A 19,647-nucleotide genomic window follows, 5' to 3' on the forward strand; every position below is an offset into this window, starting at 1 on the left:
CCCGAACTCAGCAGTGAAACGATGCATCGCCGATGGTAGTGTGGGGTTTCCCCATGTGAGAGTAGGTCATCGTCAAGATTAAATTCCGAAACCCCATTTGCGAAAGCAGATGGGGTTTTGTTTTGGGCGGTCGGAAAGTGCGAAGAGGCGCCTCGGCTGGGTCTTCAGTGCTAAAGTCCGGCCTTTCTATGCAATGACCCTGCGCATGGCTATCATGCGTGCCTCATTGTGAGGCGATACTTGCATGCTGACGTTGTTAGAACTTCTAAAAGATGGCCGATTCCATTCCGGAGAAGCACTTGGTGCAGCCCTGGGCGTTAGTCGCAGTGCAGTCTGGAAGCAGCTCCAGCATCTTGAGGCCGAATTGAATCTGCCGGTCCACAAGGTTCGTGGGAGGGGATATCAATTAGCTTCGCCGCTGGTTTTCTTGAGTCCCGAGCAGATTGCACTGCATACGTCTTCCCTCGCGTGGCCTATCCATATCTACGACTCCATCGACTCGACAAATGCCGAGGCTCTGCGCCTTGTTGAGGTTGAGCGTGCGACGCCGTACCTGGTGCTTGCGGAGCAGCAAACGGCGGGAAGAGGGCGACGTGGTCGAAAGTGGGTCAGCCCGTTCGCTCAGAATGTGTATTACAGCCTCTTATTGCGTATCGAGAATGGTCCGCGACAGCTGGAAGGCCTGAGCCTTGTGGTTGGCTTGGCGGTAATGCAGGCGTTGCGTGAGTCTGGAGTGCGGGGTGCGGCTCTGAAGTGGCCAAACGACGTCCTGGTGGGGCAGAAGAAGATTGCCGGGATTTTGCTGGAGCTCGTAGGGGATCCCGCGGATATTTGCCACGTTGTCCTCGGCATCGGTATTAACGTGAATATGCAGAAGGCTGAAGAGGTTGATCAGCAATGGACGTCAGTGCAGTTGGAGACGGGGTCTCCAGTTGATCGTAACTCTCTGGTGGCGCGCCTGTGCTTGCAGTTGCAAAGCTACTTGGATCGACACAGGGCGCAAGGATTTTCATCGCTTCGGGATGAGTGGGAAAAAGGTCATGCCTGGCAGGGAAAGGCAGTGTCACTCATAGCGGGTGCCAGCCGTGTCGATGGGGTGGTGCTGGGTATCGACGGTCAGGGGGCATTACGTTTAAGTGTCGGTGGTGTTGAAAAAACATACAGTGGTGGTGAGTTAAGCCTGAGGTTGCGTGATGATTCTTGAGCTCGACTGTGGGAATAGCTTCATCAAGTGGCGCGTACTTGATTCGGATCGGGCGACGGCATCTGCAGAAGGTGTCGCTAGTTCGGATGTTGCATTGATTGAAAGTCTGTCAGTGCTGCCTGGTGTGTTATTGACACATTGCCGGTTGGTGAGTGTTCGTGCTCTGGACGAAACAAAAAATCTGGTTGAGGCGCTGGTGGAGGCCTTTGGCGTTGCGGTTTCCTGCGCTGTTTCTGCGCGAGAAATGGCTGGGGTGCGCAACGGTTACGAAGATTTCGAGCGTCTTGGTCTTGATCGCTGGTTAGCAATGCTGGGCGGCTTCAAATTGGCGTCGGGCGCATGCTTGGTGCTTGATTTCGGTACGGCTGCTACTGCAGATTTTGTTGCTGGCGATGGTGAGCATTTAGGTGGCTTCATCTGTCCAGGTATGCCCCTCATGCGTAATCAGCTGCGCACGCATACGCGCAAGATACGTTACGACGATGCAGCTGCTGAAAGAGCCTTGGAGCATCTATCGCCAGGGCATACGACCGTAGAGGCTGTAGAGCGTGGCTGTACGTTGATGCTCAGAGGGTTTGTGCTGACCCAGCTTGAGCTGGCCCGAAGTTATTGGGGTGATAACTTCACTGTGTTCCTGACGGGGGGCGATGCTGATTTGGTGAGGGATGCCGTGCCTCAGGCTCGACTCGTTCCTGATTTGATTTTCGTAGGTCTGGCAATGGCGTGCCCTTTATCTTGAGGTGTTTATGCGTTGGCTGTTTTTGCTTTTATTGATCCTGAACGCCTTTTACTACATATGGCATCAGCAAGAGGCGCCGTTGCGTACTAAAGACGTGACCCCTCTGAGCCTCTATCGGAATACGCAGCAGGATATTCGCCTGCTGAGCGAGTCTTCCGACGCTGTGGTGCGCAAGGATCGGGCTAAGGCATCTGATGCGCAAAATACTTGCTTATACATAGGAGGCTTTGCCGACCAGCGACAGGCGCAATTCCTTGAGCAGCGCCTCACTAGCCTGGATATAAAGGTTAAGGTGCAGCTGCTGAGTGCTCCTGATGCGCAAGGTTACTGGCTTCGAGTTGCCCCGGAAAGCCGACGCCTGGCTGACGACCTGCCCTTTGAAAACCTTGCTAAGGAATTCAATGAGTTAAAACATAAAATAATGCTGTGCGAAGGCATTGCAACTCTCGAATAGTTTGCATAGAATGGCGCCCGCTTCGCAGTGAAGACCTTTAAGGTCTAAGGTGCGAAGCGAAGGTCAATGCAGCTAACCTCATATTTTTAATGAGAAAATGCTTGACAGAAGGCCGGCGTGATGTAGAATGCCGGCTCGCTTAGGAGGGGTTCCCGAGCGGCCAAAGGGATCAGACTGTAAATCTGACGTCTACGACTTCGAAGGTTCGAATCCTTCCCCCTCCACCATTTTAGCGTGAGCTGCAAGCTCCGCGGGTATAGTTTAGTGGTAGAACCTCAGCCTTCCAAGCTGATGATGCGGGTTCGATTCCCGCTACCCGCTCCAAGTTTGCAGGTTGTGCACGGTGTTTCGCTCTTGTAGCTCAGTTGGTAGAGCACACCCTTGGTAAGGGTGAGGTCAGCGGTTCAAATCCGCTCAAGAGCTCCATATAACAAGGCAGATATGAAAATATCTGCCTTTGTTTTAACGGCTGGCTCGGCTTGATGGTGTTCAGATCGCTTGTTGTTGAGTGATTTCAAGTCTTTGGGGGTTGGTTGTTGTAAAGTCTTTTTCGGGTCTGCATAATGGTCGGCCTGATTTTGTTTTAGGTCAGTAGCTCAATTGGCAGAGCGACGGTCTCCAAAACCGTAGGTTGGGGGTTCGATTCCCTCCTGACCTGCCAGATTCACGTGGTGTGTCTGGCTTTCTTTTCACAGGATCTTCATAGATGACTCCTAAGGCTGAAGCTCAAAGCTCTCGTTTCGATCTCGTCAAGTGGCTCGCTGTAGTCGCTTTGGTGGTCGTGGGCGTTGTTGGCAACCAGTACTATTCTGCTTCGCCGATCCTGTACCGCGTTCTCGTTTTGCTCGCCCTTGCTGCTGTAGCTGCCTTTGTAGGCCTGCAGACTGCCAAAGGCAAGTCTTTCGCGGTCCTGGTGAAGGAAGCTCGCACCGAAATTCGTAAAGTCGTTTGGCCAACTCGCCAAGAAACCACGCAGACCACGTTGATTGTTGTGGCTGTTGTTCTGGTTATGGCGTTGCTGTTGTGGGGGCTTGATTCCCTGCTCGGCTGGCTTGTTTCCTTGATTGTTGGCTAAGGGTGTCCCGTGGCTAAGCGTTGGTACGTTGTGCATGCTTACTCGGGTTACGAGAAGCATGTTATGCGCTCTTTGCTGGAGCGCGTAAAGCTGGCAGGCATGGAAGATGGCTTCGGCGAAATTCTGGTTCCCACTGAAGAAGTGGTTGAAATGCGGAATGGTCAGAAGCGCAAGAGTGAGCGCAAGTTCTTTCCTGGCTACGTGCTGGTACAGATGGACATGAACGAAGGTACTTGGCACTTGGTCAAGGACACTCCTCGTGTTATGGGTTTTATCGGCGGTACGGCTGATAAGCCTGCTCCGATCACTGACAAAGAGGCAGAAGCAATTCTGCGTCGTGTCGCCGACGGTAGCGACAAGCCCAAGCCGAAGACGTTGTTCGAGCCGGGTGAGGTTGTTCGTGTCACAGATGGTCCGTTTGCTGATTTCAACGGGACCGTCGAAGAGGTTAACTACGAAAAGAGCCGGATCCAGGTCGCGGTGCTCATTTTCGGTCGCTCTACTCCGGTAGAGTTGGAATTCAGCCAGGTCGAGAAGGTCTAGCTGAGTAAGCATCCCAACCCCGCAGCCTTAGGCTGTGGGGTTTTGTCGTCACTGGGATAAACGCGCAAGTAACCGGGGAGCCTTTCGAGGCGCTTGAACCCGTAATTGGAGTGCCTCATGGCCAAGAAGATTACCGCTTACATCAAGCTGCAAGTGAAGGCCGCTCAGGCCAACCCAAGCCCACCTGTTGGTCCAGCCCTGGGTCAGCACGGCGTGAACATCATGGAATTCTGCAAGGCTTTCAACGCCCGTACTCAGGGTCTTGAGCCAGGTCTGCCGACTCCAGTGATCATCACTGTATACAGCGACCGTAGCTTCACTTTCGAAACCAAGTCGACCCCGGCTTCGGTTCTGCTGAAGAAGGCTGCTGGTCTGACTAGCGGTTCCGCTCGTCCTAACACCGTTAAGGTTGGCACCGTAACTCGTGCTCAGCTGGAAGAAATCGCGAAAACCAAAAACGCGGATCTGACTGCAGCTGATATGGATGCAGCCGTGCGTACCATCGCCGGTTCTGCTCGTAGCATGGGCCTTAACGTGGAGGGTGTGTAATGGCTAAGCTGACCAAGCGCCAAAAGGCTATCGCCGGCAAAATCGAAGCGGGCAAGTCCTACAATTTTGTAGACGCTGCTGCTCTGCTGACCGAGCTGTCGACTGTCAAGTTCAGCGAGTCCGTTGACGTTGCTGTAAACCTGGGTGTTGACCCACGTAAATCTGACCAGGTCGTTCGTAGCGCTACTGTGCTGCCACACGGTACTGGTAAGACTGTTCGTGTAGCTGTCTTCACCCAAGGCCCTGCAGCTGAAGCTGCTCTGGCCGCCGGCGCTGACCGCGTTGGTATGGACGACCTGGCTGCCGAAATGAAAGGCGGCGACCTGAACTACGACGTAGTTATTGCTTCCCCGGACGCAATGCGTGTTGTGGGCCAGTTGGGTCAGATCCTGGGTCCACGTGGCCTGATGCCTAACCCTAAGGTCGGCACCGTAACGCCAGACGTAGCTACCGCGGTTAAAAACGCCAAGGCTGGTCAGGTTCGTTATCGTACCGACAAAAACGGCATCATTCACACCTCCGTTGGCAAGGTCGGCTTCGACGCCGTCAAGCTGAAGGAAAACGTTGAAGCCCTGATCGCCGATCTGAAGCGTATCAAGCCAGCTTCCTCGAAAGGTATCTACGTCAAGCGCGTTACCCTGAGCACCACCATGGGCCCAGGCCTGGTCATCGACCAAGGCTCGCTGGACGTATAAGACACAAGTTGGCGCAAGCGATTGCGCCAATTGAAAGATTGGGGTCCCTGCCTGGCGGGGGCTATCCAAGACCGTAGGCGACGCAAGTCTTAAACCAACAAGCCTACGCAGATGGTGCTCCCGGTTCCTTACCGAATCAGACACCAAAACGACATCCGGCTCCGGCCAGATGAAACGGTAACAAGCAGGAGTTAAACCCGTGGCAATTAATCTCGAAGACAAGAAGGCCATCGTCGCTGAAGTCAACGAGGCTGCCAAAGCTGCTCTGTCCGCTGTCGTGGCTGATGCCCGTGGTGTGACAGTAGGCGCTATGACCGGACTCCGTAAAGAGGCTCGTGAAGCTGGCGTATACGTACGTGTTGTACGTAACACCCTGCTCAAGCGCGCCGTTGCTGACACTGAATACAGTGTCCTCAACGACGTGTTCACTGGCCCGACTCTGATTGCCTTCTCCAAGGATCATCCAGGCGCTGCTGCCCGTTTGTTCAAAGAGTTCGCTAAGAGTCAGGATAAGTTCGAGATCAAGGCAGCTGCGTTCGAGGGCAAGTTCCTCGCAGCTAACCAAATCGACGTACTGGCAACACTGCCGACCCGCAACGAAGCCATTTCGCAGCTGATGAGCGTGATTCAAGGCGCTACCAGCAAGCTGGCTCGTACTCTGGCTGCAGTTCGCGAGCAAAAAGAAGCTGCCGCAGCCTAAGGCTGAGCAACTTCTCTCGCGTATTTTTGTTTATTTCGATGGCCGCGTAGGCCGTCCCCCAATTCAGGAAATACAGCAATGTCTATCTCCCAAGACGATATCCTCAACGCCGTAGCTGAAATGTCGGTTCTGCAGGTTGTTGAGCTGATCAAAGCTTTCGAAGAAAAATTCGGCGTTTCCGCTGCCGCTGCTTCCGCTGGCCCAGCTGCTGCTGCTGCCGTTGTTGAAGAGCAAACCGAATTCAACGTCATGCTGACCGAAGCTGGCGAGAAGAAAGTAAACGTGATCAAGGCAGTACGTGAACTGACCGGTCTGGGCCTGAAAGAAGCCAAGGCTGTAGTTGACGGCGCTCCTGCCATGGTTCTGGAAGCTGTTGCCAAAGAAGCAGCTGACAAAGCCAAAGCTACTCTGGAAGAAGCAGGCGCTAAAGTCGAGCTGAAGTAAGCATCGACCTTGCGTCTCCAGCCCAAGCGTTAAGCTGAAGGCTGATGGCTGGTGGCTCTTGCCACCGGCCTTTTTCCGTTCTTGGCTGTCGACTCGGTCGCCGCCATTAACGCGCTGTAGCCACCCGATGCGGTGGTGCAAACCATGGGGTTTGCAAGATTTTCTGGCTGCTCCCGTCGGGAGGGCCAAACAAGCAGGTGACCAAGCTGGGGAACGCTGATGGCTTACTCATATACTGAGAAAAAACGTATCCGCAAGGACTTTAGCAAGTTGCCGGACGTCATGGATGTCCCGTACCTTCTGGCTATCCAGCTGGATTCGTATCGTGAATTCTTGCAGGCGGGAGCGACCAAAGATCAGTTCCGCGACGTGGGCCTGCATGCGGCCTTCAAATCCGTTTTCCCGATCATCAGCTACTCCGGCAATGCTGCGCTGGAGTACGTCGGTTATCGCCTGGGCGAACCGGCATTTGATGTCAAAGAATGCGTGTTGCGCGGTGTTACGTACGCCGTACCTTTGCGGGTAAAAGTCCGTCTGATCATTTTCGACAAAGAGTCGTCGAACAAAGCGATCAAGGACATCAAAGAGCAAGAAGTCTACATGGGCGAAATCCCATTGATGACTGAGAACGGTACCTTCGTTATCAACGGTACCGAGCGCGTTATCGTTTCCCAGCTGCACCGTTCCCCGGGCGTGTTCTTCGACCACGACCGCGGCAAGACGCACAGCTCCGGCAAGCTCCTGTACTCCGCGCGGATCATTCCGTACCGCGGTTCGTGGTTGGACTTCGAGTTCGATCCGAAAGACTGCGTGTTCGTGCGTATCGACCGTCGTCGCAAGCTGCCGGCCTCGGTACTGCTGCGCGCGCTCGGCTACACCACTGAGCAAGTCCTGGATGCGTTCTACACCACCAACGTATTCAGCCTGAAGGATGAAACCCTCAAGCTGGAGCTGATCGCTTCGCGTCTGCGTGGTGAAATTGCTGTCCTGGACATTCAGGATGAAAAGGGCAAGGTCATCGTTGAGGCTGGCCGTCGTATCACTGCGCGCCACATCAACCAGATCGAAAAAGCGGGTATCAAAGAGCTGGAAGTTCCCCTGGACTATGTCCTGGGCCGTACTACCGCGAAGGTCATCGTTCACCCGGCTACAGGCGAAATCCTGGCTGAGTGCAACACCGAGCTGAACACCGAGATCCTGGCCAAAATCGCCAAGGCGCAGGTTGTTCGCATCGAGACCCTGTACACCAACGATATCGACTGCGGTCCGTTCGTCTCCGACACCCTGAAGATCGACTCCACCAGCAACCAATTGGAAGCGCTGGTAGAAATCTATCGCATGATGCGTCCTGGCGAGCCACCAACCAAAGACGCTGCAGAAACCCTGTTCAACAACCTGTTCTTCAGCCCTGAGCGCTACGACCTGTCTGCGGTCGGCCGGATGAAGTTCAACCGTCGTATCGGTCGCACCGAGATCGAAGGTTCGGGTGTGCTGTGCAAGGAAGACATCGTTGCGGTCCTGAAGACTCTGGTCGACATCCGTAACGGCAAAGGCATCGTCGATGACATCGACCACCTGGGTAACCGTCGTGTTCGCTGCGTAGGCGAAATGGCCGAGAACCAGTTCCGCGTTGGCCTTGTGCGTGTTGAGCGTGCGGTCAAAGAGCGTCTGTCGATGGCTGAAAGCGAAGGCCTGATGCCGCAAGACCTGATCAACGCCAAGCCAGTGGCTGCGGCGGTGAAAGAGTTCTTCGGTTCCAGCCAGCTCTCGCAGTTCATGGACCAGAACAACCCGCTTTCCGAGATCACCCACAAGCGCCGTGTTTCCGCACTGGGCCCGGGCGGTCTGACCCGTGAGCGTGCTGGCTTTGAAGTGCGTGACGTACACCCGACTCACTACGGTCGTGTATGCCCAATCGAAACGCCGGAAGGCCCGAACATCGGTCTGATCAACTCCCTGGCCGCCTATGCGCGCACCAACCAGTACGGCTTCCTTGAGAGCCCGTACCGTGTGGTGAAAGACGCCCTGGTTACCGACGAGATCGTGTTCCTGTCCGCCATCGAAGAAGCTGATCACGTGATCGCTCAGGCTTCGGCCACGATGAACGACAAGAAGGTCCTGATCGACGAGCTGGTAGCTGTTCGTCACCTGAACGAGTTCACCGTCAAGGCGCCGGAAGACGTCACCTTGATGGACGTATCGCCGAAGCAGGTAGTTTCGGTCGCAGCGTCGCTGATCCCGTTCCTGGAACACGATGACGCCAACCGTGCGTTGATGGGTTCCAACATGCAGCGTCAAGCTGTACCGACCCTGCGTGCCGACAAGCCGCTGGTAGGTACCGGCATGGAGCGTAACGTAGCCCGTGACTCCGGCGTTTGCGTCGTGGCTCGTCGTGGCGGCGTGATCGATTCCGTTGATGCCAGCCGTATCGTGGTTCGTGTTGCTGATGACGAAGTTGAAACCGGTGAAGCCGGTGTCGACATCTACAACCTGACCAAATACACCCGCTCGAACCAGAACACTTGCATCAACCAGCGTCCGCTGGTGCGCAAGGGTGATCGCGTTCAGCGTAGCGACATCATGGCTGACGGTCCGTCCACCGATATGGGTGAATTGGCTCTGGGTCAGAACATGCGCATCGCGTTCATGGCATGGAACGGCTTCAACTTCGAAGACTCCATCTGCCTGTCCGAGCGTGTGGTTCAAGAAGATCGCTTCACCACGATCCACATTCAGGAACTGACCTGTGTGGCGCGTGACACCAAGCTTGGGCCAGAGGAAATCACTGCAGACATCCCGAACGTGGGTGAAGCTGCACTGAACAAGCTGGACGAAGCCGGTATCGTTTACGTAGGTGCTGAGGTGGGTGCGGGCGACATCCTGGTTGGTAAGGTCACTCCGAAAGGCGAGACCCAACTGACTCCGGAAGAGAAGCTGCTGCGTGCCATCTTCGGTGAAAAAGCCAGCGACGTTAAAGACACCTCCCTGCGTGTACCTACCGGTACCAAGGGTACTGTCATCGACGTACAGGTCTTCACCCGTGACGGCGTCGAGCGTGATGCTCGTGCACTGTCCATCGAGAAGACCCAGCTCGACGAGATCCGCAAGGACCTCAACGAAGAGTTCCGTATCGTTGAAGGCGCGACCTTCGAACGTCTGCGTTCCGCCCTGGTAGGCCACAAGGCTGAAGGCGGCGCAGGTCTGAAGAAAGGTCAGGACATCACCGACGAAATCCTCGACGGTCTTGAGCACGGCCAGTGGTTCAAACTGCGCATGGCTGAAGATGCTCTTAATGAGCAGCTCGAGAAGGCCCAGGCCTATATCGTTGATCGTCGCCGTCTGCTGGACGACAAGTTCGAAGACAAGAAGCGCAAACTGCAGCAGGGCGATGACCTGGCTCCAGGCGTGCTGAAAATCGTCAAGGTTTACCTGGCAATCCGTCGCCGCATCCAGCCGGGCGACAAGATGGCCGGTCGTCACGGTAACAAAGGTGTGGTCTCCGTGATCATGCCGGTTGAAGACATGCCGCACGATGCCAATGGCACCCCGGTCGACGTCGTCCTCAACCCGTTGGGCGTACCTTCGCGTATGAACGTTGGTCAGATCCTTGAAACCCACCTTGGCCTCGCGGCCAAAGGTCTGGGCGAGAAGATCAATCGTATGATCGAAGAGCAGCGCAAGGTTGCTGACCTGCGTAAGTTCCTGCACGAGATCTACAACGAGATCGGCGGTCGTAAGGAAGAGCTGGATACCTTCTCCGACCAGGAAATCCTGGATCTGGCGAAGAACCTGCGCGGTGGCGTTCCAATGGCTACCCCGGTGTTCGACGGTGCCAAGGAAAGCGAAATCAAGGCCATGCTGAAACTGGCAGACCTGCCAGAAAGCGGCCAGATGCAGCTGTTCGACGGCCGTACCGGCAACAAGTTCGAGCGCCCGGTTACTGTTGGCTACATGTACATGCTGAAGCTGAACCACTTGGTAGACGACAAGATGCACGCTCGTTCTACCGGTTCGTACAGCCTGGTTACCCAGCAGCCGCTGGGTGGTAAGGCTCAGTTCGGTGGTCAGCGTTTCGGGGAGATGGAGGTCTGGGCACTGGAAGCATACGGTGCTGCTTACACTCTGCAAGAAATGCTCACAGTGAAGTCGGACGATGTGAACGGTCGTACCAAGATGTACAAAAACATCGTGGATGGCGATCACCGTATGGAGCCGGGCATGCCCGAGTCCTTCAACGTGTTGATCAAAGAAATTCGTTCCCTCGGCATCGATATCGATCTGGAAACCGAATAACACGTGACGCGAATCGAGAGCGGGGCTGTTTAGCCCGCTCTCTGCTCCGCCAGGAGGAAAGGCCTTGAAAGACCTACTGAATTTGCTGAAAAACCAGGGTCAAGTCGAAGAGTTCGACGCCATCCGTATTGGATTGGCATCGCCTGAGATGATCCGTTCGTGGTCGTTCGGTGAAGTTAAAAAGCCGGAAACCATCAACTACCGTACGTTCAAACCTGAGCGTGACGGCCTGTTCTGCGCCAAGATCTTTGGCCCGGTAAAGGATTACGAGTGCCTGTGCGGTAAGTACAAGCGCTTGAAGCACCGTGGTGTGATCTGCGAGAAGTGTGGCGTTGAAGTTGCGCTGGCCAAGGTTCGTCGTGAGCGCATGGCGCACATCGAGCTGGCTTCGCCGGTTGCCCATATCTGGTTCCTGAAATCGCTGCCGTCCCGTATCGGCTTGCTGATGGACATGACCCTGCGTGATATCGAACGCGTTCTCTACTTCGAGAGCTATGTCGTTATCGATCCAGGCATGACTACCCTTGAAAAAGGTCAGCTGCTGAACGACGAGCAGTACTTCGAGGCGTTGGAAGAGTTCGGTGATGATTTCGATGCCCGCATGGGTGCCGAAGCTGTCCGCGAACTGCTGCACGCTATCGACCTGGAGCACGAGATTGGTCGTCTGCGCGAAGAAATTCCGCAAACCAACTCCGAAACCAAGATCAAGAAGCTGTCCAAGCGTCTGAAGTTGATGGAAGCCTTCCAGGGTTCCGGCAACCTGCCAGAGTGGATGGTGCTGACCGTTTTGCCGGTTCTGCCGCCAGATCTGCGTCCGCTGGTGCCGTTGGATGGTGGTCGTTTCGCGACTTCCGACCTCAACGACCTGTACCGCCGTGTGATCAACCGTAACAACCGCTTGAAGCGCTTGCTCGATCTGTCCGCTCCGGACATCATCGTGCGCAACGAAAAGCGTATGTTGCAGGAAGCTGTCGATGCCCTGCTCGACAACGGTCGTCGTGGCCGCGCTATCACCGGTTCCAACAAGCGTCCTCTGAAATCCTTGGCTGACATGATCAAGGGTAAGCAAGGTCGTTTCCGTCAGAACTTGCTCGGTAAGCGTGTTGACTACTCTGGTCGTTCGGTAATTACCGTAGGCCCGACCCTGCGTCTGCACCAGTGCGGTCTGCCTAAGAAGATGGCACTTGAACTGTTCAAGCCATTCATCTTCGGCAAGCTGGAAATGCGCGGTCTCGCGACCACCATCAAAGCGGCCAAGAAAATGGTCGAGCGCGAGCTGCCAGAGGTTTGGGACGTTCTCGCTGAAGTGATTCGCGAACACCCGGTTCTCCTCAACCGTGCACCGACCCTTCACCGTCTGGGTATCCAGGCGTTTGAACCGGTACTGATCGAAGGTAAGGCTATCCAGCTGCACCCTCTGGTCTGTGCTGCGTACAACGCCGACTTCGACGGCGACCAAATGGCCGTGCACGTACCGCTGACACTGGAAGCCCAGTTGGAAGCGCGTGCGTTGATGATGTCGACCAACAACATTCTGTCGCCAGCCAACGGTGAGCCAATCATCGTTCCGTCGCAGGACGTTGTATTGGGTCTGTACTACATGACCCGTGAGGCGATCAACGCCAAAGGCGAAGGTCGTGTGTTCGCTGACCTGCAGGAAGTTGACCGTGTGTTCCGTGCCGGCGAAGCCGCACTGCACGCCAAGGTCAAGGTGCGCATCAACGAAACGGTCAACGACCGTGATGGCGGCAGCGTGAGCGGCACCCGTATTGTCGACACCACCGTAGGCCGTGCGCTGTTGTACCAGGTTGTGCCAAAAGGCCTGTCGTACGACGTCGTCAACCTGCCGATGAAGAAAAAGGCGATCTCCAAGCTGATCAACCAATGCTATCGCGTGGTTGGTCTGAAAGAGACCGTCATCTTCGCTGACCAGTTGATGTACACCGGTTTTGCCTATTCGACCATTTCCGGCGTTTCCATCGGTGTTAACGACTTCGTTATCCCTGATGAAAAAGCCCGCATCATCAGTGCAGCTACTGATGAAGTGAAAGAGATCGAAAGCCAGTACGCCTCGGGCCTGGTAACACAGGGCGAGAAGTACAACAAAGTGATCGACCTTTGGTCCAAGGCCAACGACGAAGTGTCCAAGGCGATGATGGCCAACCTCTCGAAAGAGAAGGTCATCGACCGTCACGGCGAAGAAGTTGACCAAGAGTCCTTCAACTCGATGTACATGATGGCCGACTCGGGCGCACGGGGTTCTGCTGCGCAGATCCGTCAGCTCGCCGGTATGCGTGGCCTGATGGCCAAGCCGGACGGCTCCATCATCGAAACGCCGATTACTGCGAACTTCCGTGAAGGTTTGAGCGTACTCCAGTACTTCATCTCTACTCACGGTGCTCGGAAAGGTCTGGCGGATACCGCGTTGAAAACCGCTAACTCCGGTTACCTGACGCGTCGTCTGGTAGACGTTGCGCAAGATCTGGTTGTCACCGAGATCGACTGCGGCACCGAGCACGGCCTGCTGATGACTCCGCACATTGAAGGCGGTGACGTTGTAGAGCCGCTGGGTGAGCGCGTACTGGGTCGTGTTATTGCCCGTGACGTATTCAAGCCAGGTACCGAGGAAGTTATCGTTCCTGCCGGCACTCTGGTTGACGAGAAGTGGGTCGAGTTCATCGAACTCAACAGCATCGACGAAGTGATCGTTCGCTCGCCGATCAGCTGCGAAACCCGCTACGGCATTTGCGCCAAGTGCTACGGTCGTGACTTGGCTCGTGGCCACCAGGTGAACATCGGTGAAGCGGTCGGCGTTATTGCCGCCCAGTCCATCGGTGAGCCGGGTACCCAGCTGACCATGCGTACGTTCCACATCGGTGGTGCGGCAAGCCGGACCTCCGCAGCCGACAGCGTTCAGGTGAAGAATGGCGGTACTGTTCGCCTGCACAACCTGAAGCACGTTGAGCGAGTGGATGGTCACCTGGTTGCTGTGTCCCGTTCCGGTGAGCTGGCAATCGCTGATGACTACGGTCGTGAGCGTGAGCGCTACAAGCTGCCGTACGGTGCTGTGATTTCGGTTAAAGAGGGTGACAAGGTCGACGCTGGCGCAATCGTGGCCAAGTGGGATCCGCACACTCACCCAATCGTTACCGAAATGAAAGGTACCGTGACCTACGTGGGCATGGAAGAAGGCATCACGATCAAGCGTCAGACTGACGAATTGACCGGTATGACCAACATTGAAGTACTCGACGCGAAAGATCGTCCAGCTGCCGGTAAGGACATCCGTCCTGCTGTGAAGATGGTCGACGACAACGGCAAGGATCTGTTGCTGCCAGGCACTGACGTAATCGCTCAGTACTTCCTGCCAGCCAACGCCCTGGTCGGTGTAGCGGATGGTGCGAAGATCGCGATCGGTGATGTTATCGCGCGTATCCCGCAAGAAACTTCGAAGACCCGTGACATCACCGGTGGTTTGCCGCGTGTTGCCGACTTGTTCGAAGCTCGTCGTCCGAAAGAAGCGTCGATCCTGGCTGAAGTCAGCGGCACCATCGCGTTCGGTAAAGAAACCAAGGGCAAGCGCCGTCTGGTCATTACCCCGAACGACGGTACCGATCCGTACGAAGAGCTGATTCCAAAGTGGCGTCACCTGAACGTTTTCGAAGGCGAACAGGTAAACCGCGGCGAAGTGATCTCCGACGGCCCGAGCGATCCACACGACATCCTGCGTCTGCTGGGTGTGAGTGCGCTGGCCAAGTACATCGTCAACGAGATCCAGGACGTTTACCGCCTGCAAGGCGTGAAGATCAACGATAAACACATCGAGACCATCCTGCGTCAGATGCTGCGTAAAGTTGAGATCGCTGAATCCGGCGATTCCAGTTTCATCAAGGGCGACCAGATGGAACTGACTCACGTGCTGGTGGAAAACGAGCGTCTGGCTGGCGACGAGAAATTCGTTTCCAAGTTCACTCGCGTACTGCTGGGTATCACCAAGGCGTCGTTGTCCACTGAGTCGTTCATCTCGGCGGCCTCCTTCCAGGAGACCACTCGCGTACTGACCGAAGCAGCGGTAACCGGCAAGCGCGATTACCTGCGCGGCCTGAAAGAGAACGTGGTCGTGGGTCGTCTGATCCCGGCTGGTACCGGTTTGGCTTACCACAGCGAGCGTAAGCGTCGCCGTGATGCTGACAAGCCGTTGCGCGTAAGCGCCAGTGAAGTGGAAGCTGCACTGACCGAAGCACTGAACTCAAGCGGTAACTGAGTTCTGCGGTAAATAAGTCTGGGCCCTGGCAGCCCCATTCGTCGGATCAAGGCAGTTTTGCCCGGGTTCGACGGGAGGGGAGGTCGGGGCCTTGCCTTGACTGGGGGCAAGATCCTCTTTAGACTCTTGTACCCCTAAATTTGGCGGGAATTCGTTCCTGCCATTTTGCTTTTCTTGCAAGACAATAGCGTCGCAAGACAACAGTGGAGCTAGTAGATGGCAACTATCAACCAGCTGGTACGTCAGCCGCGTAAGCGTATCGTCGAGAAATCCGACGTGCCTGCGCTGCAGAACTGCCCGCAACGTCGTGGCGTATGCACCCGTGTGTATACCACCACGCCGAAAAAACCTAACTCGGCACTGCGTAAAGTATGCCGTGTGCGCCTGACCAACGGTTTCGAGGTTTCCTCGTACATCGGCGGTGAAGGCCACAACCTGCAAGAGCACAGCGTGGTACTGATCCGCGGCGGTCGTGTAAAAGACTTGCCAGGTGTTCGTTATCACACCGTACGCGGCTCCTTGGATACTTCCGGCGTTAAAGGTCGTAACCAGGGTCGTTCGAAGTACGGTACCAAGAAGCCTAAGTAGTAGCGGCTTTTTGTAAAACTGAATCATCTTATTTTCTGAGTCGATAAGAGTAAGGTCGGAGGCGTCCCGAAAGGGCACCGATTCCGAGCGAACCTGAAGACCGTTTGAGGGCTTATCCATGCCAAGAAGACGCGTAGCAGCCAAGCGCGAAGTGCTTGACGATCCAAAATACGGAAGCCAAATTCTGGCCAAGTTCATGAACCACGTGATGGAAAGCGGCAAGAAAGCCGTTGCCGAGCGTATCGTTTATGGCGCGCTGGAAAAGGTTAAAGAACGCAAGAACAGCGACCCCCTGGAAATCTTCGAGAAAGCTCTCGACGCCATCGCTCCGCTGGTCGAAGTGAAGTCGCGCCGTGTAGGCGGTGCTACTTACCAGGTTCCGGTCGAAGTTCGTCCGTCCCGTCGTAACGCTCTGGCAATGCGCTGGTTGGTAGACTTCGCCCGTAAGCGCGGCGAGAAGTCTATGGCTCTGCGTTTGGCCGGCGAACTGTTGGACGCTGCTGAAGGTAAAGGTGCTGCTGTTAAGAAGCGTGAAGACGTGCACCGTATGGCTGAAGCTAACAAAGCTTTCTCGCACTACCGCTTCTAATCTTAGCTTCACTAATTTTGCGAGGGCTTTATGGCTCGTACTACTCCGATTAGCCGCTACCGTAACATCGGTATCGTTGCTCACGTGGATGCTGGTAAAACCACCACCACCGAGCGCGTACTGTTTTACACCGGCAAAAGTCACAAAATGGGCGAGGTGCATGATGGCGCCGCGACCACAGACTGGATGGTTCAGGAGCAGGAGCGTGGTATTACCATTACTTCTGCTGCTATTACCGCCTTCTGGAAAGGTTCCGAGAAGCAGTACAAAGATGAGCACCGCTTCAACGTTATCGATACCCCAGGCCACGTAGACTTCACTATTGAAGTTGAACGTTCCCTGCGCGTACTCGACGGCGCTGTCGTTGTGTTCTGCGGTACCTCGGGTGTCGAGCCTCAGTCGGAAACCGTATGGCGTCAAGCCAACAAATACGGCGTTCCACGTCTTGTTTATGTAAACAAGATGGACCGTGCTGGTGCCAACTTCCTGCGCGTGATCGGTCAGATCAAGCAGCGTCTGGGTCACACTCCGGTGCCAATCCAATTGGCTATCGGTTCCGAAGACAACTTCCAGGGTCAGATCGATCTGATCAACATGGAAGCGGTCTACTGGAATGACGCTGACAAGGGTATGGTTCCTGTTCGCAAGCCTATCCCTGCAGAATTGCAGGAACTGGCTGACGAGTGGCGCAACAACATGGTTGAGGCTGCCGCCGAAGCCAGCGAAGAGCTGATGAACAAGTACCTCGAAGGTGAAGAACTCACCAACGTGGAAATCAAGGCCGCTCTGCGTCAGCGTACTATCGCTGGTGAGATCGTCTTGGCTGTTTGCGGTTCTTCCTTCAAGAACAAGGGTGTTCCCCTGGTTCTCGACGCCGTGATCGACTACCTGCCTGCTCCTACCGACATTCCTGCTATCAAGGGTACCAACCCTGATAATGAGGAAGAAGAGATGGAGCGTCATGCTGACGACAGCGAGCCGTTCTCGGCTCTGGCGTTCAAGATCGCTACCGACCCATTCGTGGGTACTCTGACCTTCGTCCGCGTTTACTCGGGCGTGTTGGCCTCCGGCGACGGCGTGATCAACTCGGTCAAAGGCAAGAAAGAGCGTGTGGGTCGTATGGTGCAAATGCACGCAAACGCCCGTGAAGAGATCAAGGAAGTGCGCGCTGGTGACATCGCGGCCTTGATCGGCATGAAGGACGTCACCACTGGTGAGACTTTGTGCGACGCTGCCAAGCCAATCATCCTGGTTCGCATGGACTTCCCGGAGCCGGTTATTTCGGTTGCCGTAGAGCCTAAGACCAAGGATGACCAGGAAAAAATGGGTATCGCTCTGGGCAAGCTTGCTCAGGAAGATCCATCTTTCCGCGTCAAAACTGATGAAGAGACTGGTCAAACGATCATCTCTGGCATGGGCGAGTTGCACCTGGACATCCTGGTTGACCGGATGCGCCGTGAGTTCAACGTCGAAGCCAACATCGGTAAGCCTCAGGTTTCCTATCGTGAGCGCATCACGAAAAACTGTGAAATCGAAGGCAAGTTCGTTCGTCAGTCCGGCGGTCGTGGTCAGTTCGGTCACTGCTGGATCCGTTTTGCTCCTGCTGACGAAGGTCAGGAAGGTCTGCAATTCGTGAACGAAGTAGTGGGTGGTGTTGTTCCTAAGGAATACATCCCTGCTATCCAGAAGGGTATCGAAGAGCAGATGAAGAACGGTGTTGTTGCCGGCTATCCGCTGATCGGCCTGAAAGCAACCGTTTTTGACGGTTCTTACCACGACGTCGACTCCAACGAGATGGCGTTTAAGGTGGCTGCTTCCATGGCAACCAAGCAACTGGCCCAGAAGGGCGGTGGTGAGTTGCTTGAGCCAATCATGGCGGTAGAAGTTGTTACACCTGAAGACTATATGGGTGATGTCATGGGCGACCTTAACCGTCGTCGCGGCATGATCTTGGGTATGGAAGACACGGTTTCCGGCAAAGTGATTCGCGCCGAGGTTCCGTTGGGTGAGATGTTCGGTTATGCGACCGACGTTCGCTCCATGTCCCAGGGTCGCGCAAGCTACTCTATGGAATTCAAAAAATACAACACAGCTCCGGCGCACATCGCTGAAACTGTATCCAAAAAACAAGGCTGATTCAGTCCTTTAGGCAAGGAGTTAATTGTCGTGGCTAAAGAAAAATTTGATCGTTCCCTACCGCACGTCAACGTTGGCACTATCGGTCACGTTGACCACGGTAAAACCACTCTGACCGCAGCTCTGACTCGCGTCTGCTCCGAGGTTTTCGGTTCTGCAGTCGTTGATTTCGATAAAATCGACAGCGCTCCAGAAGAAAAAGCTCGTGGTATCACCATCAACACCGCGCACGTCGAGTACAACTCGAAGATCCGTCACTACGCTCACGTTGACTGCCCAGGTCACGCTGACTATGTGAAGAACATGATCACTGGTGCTGCCCAGATGGACGGCGCGATCCTGGTTTGCTCGGCCGCTGATGGTCCGATGCCACAAACCCGTGAGCACATCCTGCTGTCCCGTCAGGTAGGCGTTCCGTACATCGTGGTTTTCCTGAACAAGGCTGACCTGGTAGACGACGCTGAGCTGCTGGAACTGGTTGAGATGGAAGTGCGCGATCTGCTGAGCACTTACGACTTCCCAGGCGACGACACTCCGATCATCATCGGTTCTGCTCGTATGGCGCTGGAAGGCAAAGACGATAACGAAATGGGCACCACTGCCGTTCGTAAACTGGTTGAAACCCTGGACAGCTACATCCCAGAACCAGTTCGTCTGACCGACAAGCCGTTCCTGATGCCAATCGAAGACGTATTCTCGATCTCCGGTCGTGGTACTGTTGTGACTGGTCGTATCGAGCGCGGTATCGTTCGCGTTCAAGATGCGCTGGAAATCGTTGGTCTGCGTGACACTACCAACACTGTCTGCACTGGTGTTGAAATGTTCCGCAAGCTGCTCGACGAAGGTCGTGCTGGCGAGAACTGCGGCGTTCTGCTGCGTGGTACCAAGCGTGACGACGTTGAGCGTGGCCAGGTTCTGGTTAAGCCAGGTTCGGTTAAGCCGCACACCAAGTTCACCGCAGAAGTTTACGTTCTGAGCAAGGAAGAAGGCGGTCGTCACACTCCGTTCTTCAAAGGCTACCGTCCACAGTTCTACTTCCGTACTACTGACGTGACTGGTAACTGCCAGCTGCCAGAAGGCGTTGAAATGGTAATGCCAGGCGATAACATCCAAATGGAAGTTACCCTGATCAAGACCATCGCAATGGAAGACGGTCTGCGCTTCGCTATCCGTGAAGGCGGCCGTACCGTTGGTGCTGGTGTTGTAGCTAAAATCATCGAGTAAGCGTCTCTTCTGAGATAGTTTCGATGCTTTGAAAAGCCCCCGCTCAGCGGGGGCTTTTTTATTGGGTTGACACCTATCTAGGGCGTCTATAGAATTGCGCCTCCTTTTAACGGGCGTATTGCGCTCGCTGGGAATAGCAGCCGGAGTCTG

At 55.2% G+C, this 19,647-nt stretch carries 15 protein-coding genes and 4 tRNA genes; all 19 read left to right on the forward strand.

Going from position 1 to position 19,647, the window contains the following annotated elements; genetic code table 11:
• Positions 1-244 precede the first annotated feature (244 nt).
• The 19 genes from birA to tuf all read left to right on the forward strand — a co-directional run bounded on the left by birA (position 245) and on the right by tuf (position 19,497).
• Complete coding sequence (gene birA / locus C8K58_RS20605) at positions 245-1,204, forward strand: bifunctional biotin--[acetyl-CoA-carboxylase] ligase/biotin operon repressor BirA (protein WP_108574229.1); 960 nt, start codon at positions 245-247, stop codon at positions 1,202-1,204.
• A complete protein-coding gene (locus tag C8K58_RS20610; RefSeq protein ID WP_098480841.1) occupies positions 1,194-1,943 on the forward strand; it encodes a pantothenate kinase in 750 nt (249 codons plus the stop codon). The genes birA and C8K58_RS20610 overlap by 11 nt, the downstream gene beginning before the upstream one ends.
• Positions 1,944-1,950: 7 nt before the next feature.
• Positions 1,951-2,397, forward strand: a complete 447-nt coding sequence (locus tag C8K58_RS20615) for a hypothetical protein (protein WP_108574230.1) — start codon at positions 1,951-1,953, stop codon at positions 2,395-2,397.
• Between the two features lie 142 nt (positions 2,398-2,539).
• Positions 2,540-2,624: transfer RNA gene (locus C8K58_RS20620), tRNA-Tyr, on the forward strand.
• A 23-nt stretch (positions 2,625-2,647) separates the two neighbouring features.
• Positions 2,648-2,721 (forward strand) — tRNA-Gly (locus tag C8K58_RS20625).
• 26 nt (positions 2,722-2,747) lie between these two features.
• Positions 2,748-2,823, forward strand: a tRNA-Thr gene (locus C8K58_RS20630).
• Positions 2,824-2,982: 159 nt separating this feature from the next.
• Positions 2,983-3,058 (forward strand) — tRNA-Trp (locus C8K58_RS20635).
• Between the two features lie 45 nt (positions 3,059-3,103).
• A complete protein-coding gene (secE, locus tag C8K58_RS20640) occupies positions 3,104-3,472 on the forward strand; it encodes a preprotein translocase subunit SecE (RefSeq protein ID WP_027605162.1) in 369 nt (122 codons plus the stop codon).
• 9 nt (positions 3,473-3,481) lie between these two features.
• The gene (gene nusG / locus C8K58_RS20645; protein ID WP_003176436.1) at positions 3,482-4,015 is read left to right on the forward strand and encodes a transcription termination/antitermination protein NusG; all 534 of its coding nucleotides are present in this window, start codon (positions 3,482-3,484) and stop codon (positions 4,013-4,015) included.
• A 117-nt stretch (positions 4,016-4,132) separates the two neighbouring features.
• Entirely contained in the window at positions 4,133-4,564 is a 432-nt protein-coding gene (gene rplK / locus C8K58_RS20650; protein ID WP_003176435.1) for a 50S ribosomal protein L11, read from the forward strand.
• Positions 4,564-5,259 (forward strand): 50S ribosomal protein L1, encoded by a 696-nt coding sequence (rplA, locus tag C8K58_RS20655; protein WP_003176434.1) that lies wholly within the window; start codon positions 4,564-4,566, stop codon positions 5,257-5,259. Before rplK ends, rplA begins: the two co-directional genes overlap by 1 nt.
• Positions 5,260-5,458: 199 nt before the next feature.
• A complete protein-coding gene (gene rplJ, locus C8K58_RS20660) occupies positions 5,459-5,959 on the forward strand; it encodes a 50S ribosomal protein L10 (RefSeq protein WP_003176433.1) in 501 nt (166 codons plus the stop codon).
• A gap of 78 nt (positions 5,960-6,037) precedes the next feature.
• Positions 6,038-6,403: a 50S ribosomal protein L7/L12 gene (rplL, locus tag C8K58_RS20665; protein ID WP_027605163.1), complete on the forward strand. Its 366-nt coding sequence runs from the start codon at positions 6,038-6,040 to the stop codon at positions 6,401-6,403.
• A gap of 219 nt (positions 6,404-6,622) precedes the next feature.
• Positions 6,623-10,696, forward strand: a complete 4,074-nt coding sequence (gene rpoB, locus C8K58_RS20670; protein WP_027605164.1) for a DNA-directed RNA polymerase subunit beta — start codon at positions 6,623-6,625, stop codon at positions 10,694-10,696.
• 64 nt (positions 10,697-10,760) lie between these two features.
• Positions 10,761-14,960: a DNA-directed RNA polymerase subunit beta' gene (rpoC, locus tag C8K58_RS20675; RefSeq protein ID WP_027605165.1), complete on the forward strand. Its 4,200-nt coding sequence runs from the start codon at positions 10,761-10,763 to the stop codon at positions 14,958-14,960.
• Between the two features lie 216 nt (positions 14,961-15,176).
• Entirely contained in the window at positions 15,177-15,548 is a 372-nt protein-coding gene (gene rpsL / locus C8K58_RS20680) for a 30S ribosomal protein S12 (protein ID WP_002555494.1), read from the forward strand.
• A gap of 118 nt (positions 15,549-15,666) precedes the next feature.
• Positions 15,667-16,137, forward strand: a complete 471-nt coding sequence (rpsG, locus tag C8K58_RS20685) for a 30S ribosomal protein S7 (RefSeq protein WP_002555493.1) — start codon at positions 15,667-15,669, stop codon at positions 16,135-16,137.
• Between the two features lie 30 nt (positions 16,138-16,167).
• Positions 16,168-18,273, forward strand: coding sequence for an elongation factor G (gene fusA / locus C8K58_RS20690; protein ID WP_003210087.1), 2,106 nt, complete (start codon positions 16,168-16,170; stop codon positions 18,271-18,273).
• Between the two features lie 30 nt (positions 18,274-18,303).
• Complete coding sequence (gene tuf / locus C8K58_RS20695) at positions 18,304-19,497, forward strand: elongation factor Tu (RefSeq protein WP_027605166.1); 1,194 nt, start codon at positions 18,304-18,306, stop codon at positions 19,495-19,497.
• The last annotated feature ends 150 nt before the right edge of the window (positions 19,498-19,647 follow it).

It is taken from the genome of Pseudomonas sp. GV047, from assembly GCF_003058245.1.
Lineage (GTDB): Bacteria > Pseudomonadota > Gammaproteobacteria > Pseudomonadales > Pseudomonadaceae > Aquipseudomonas > Aquipseudomonas marginalis.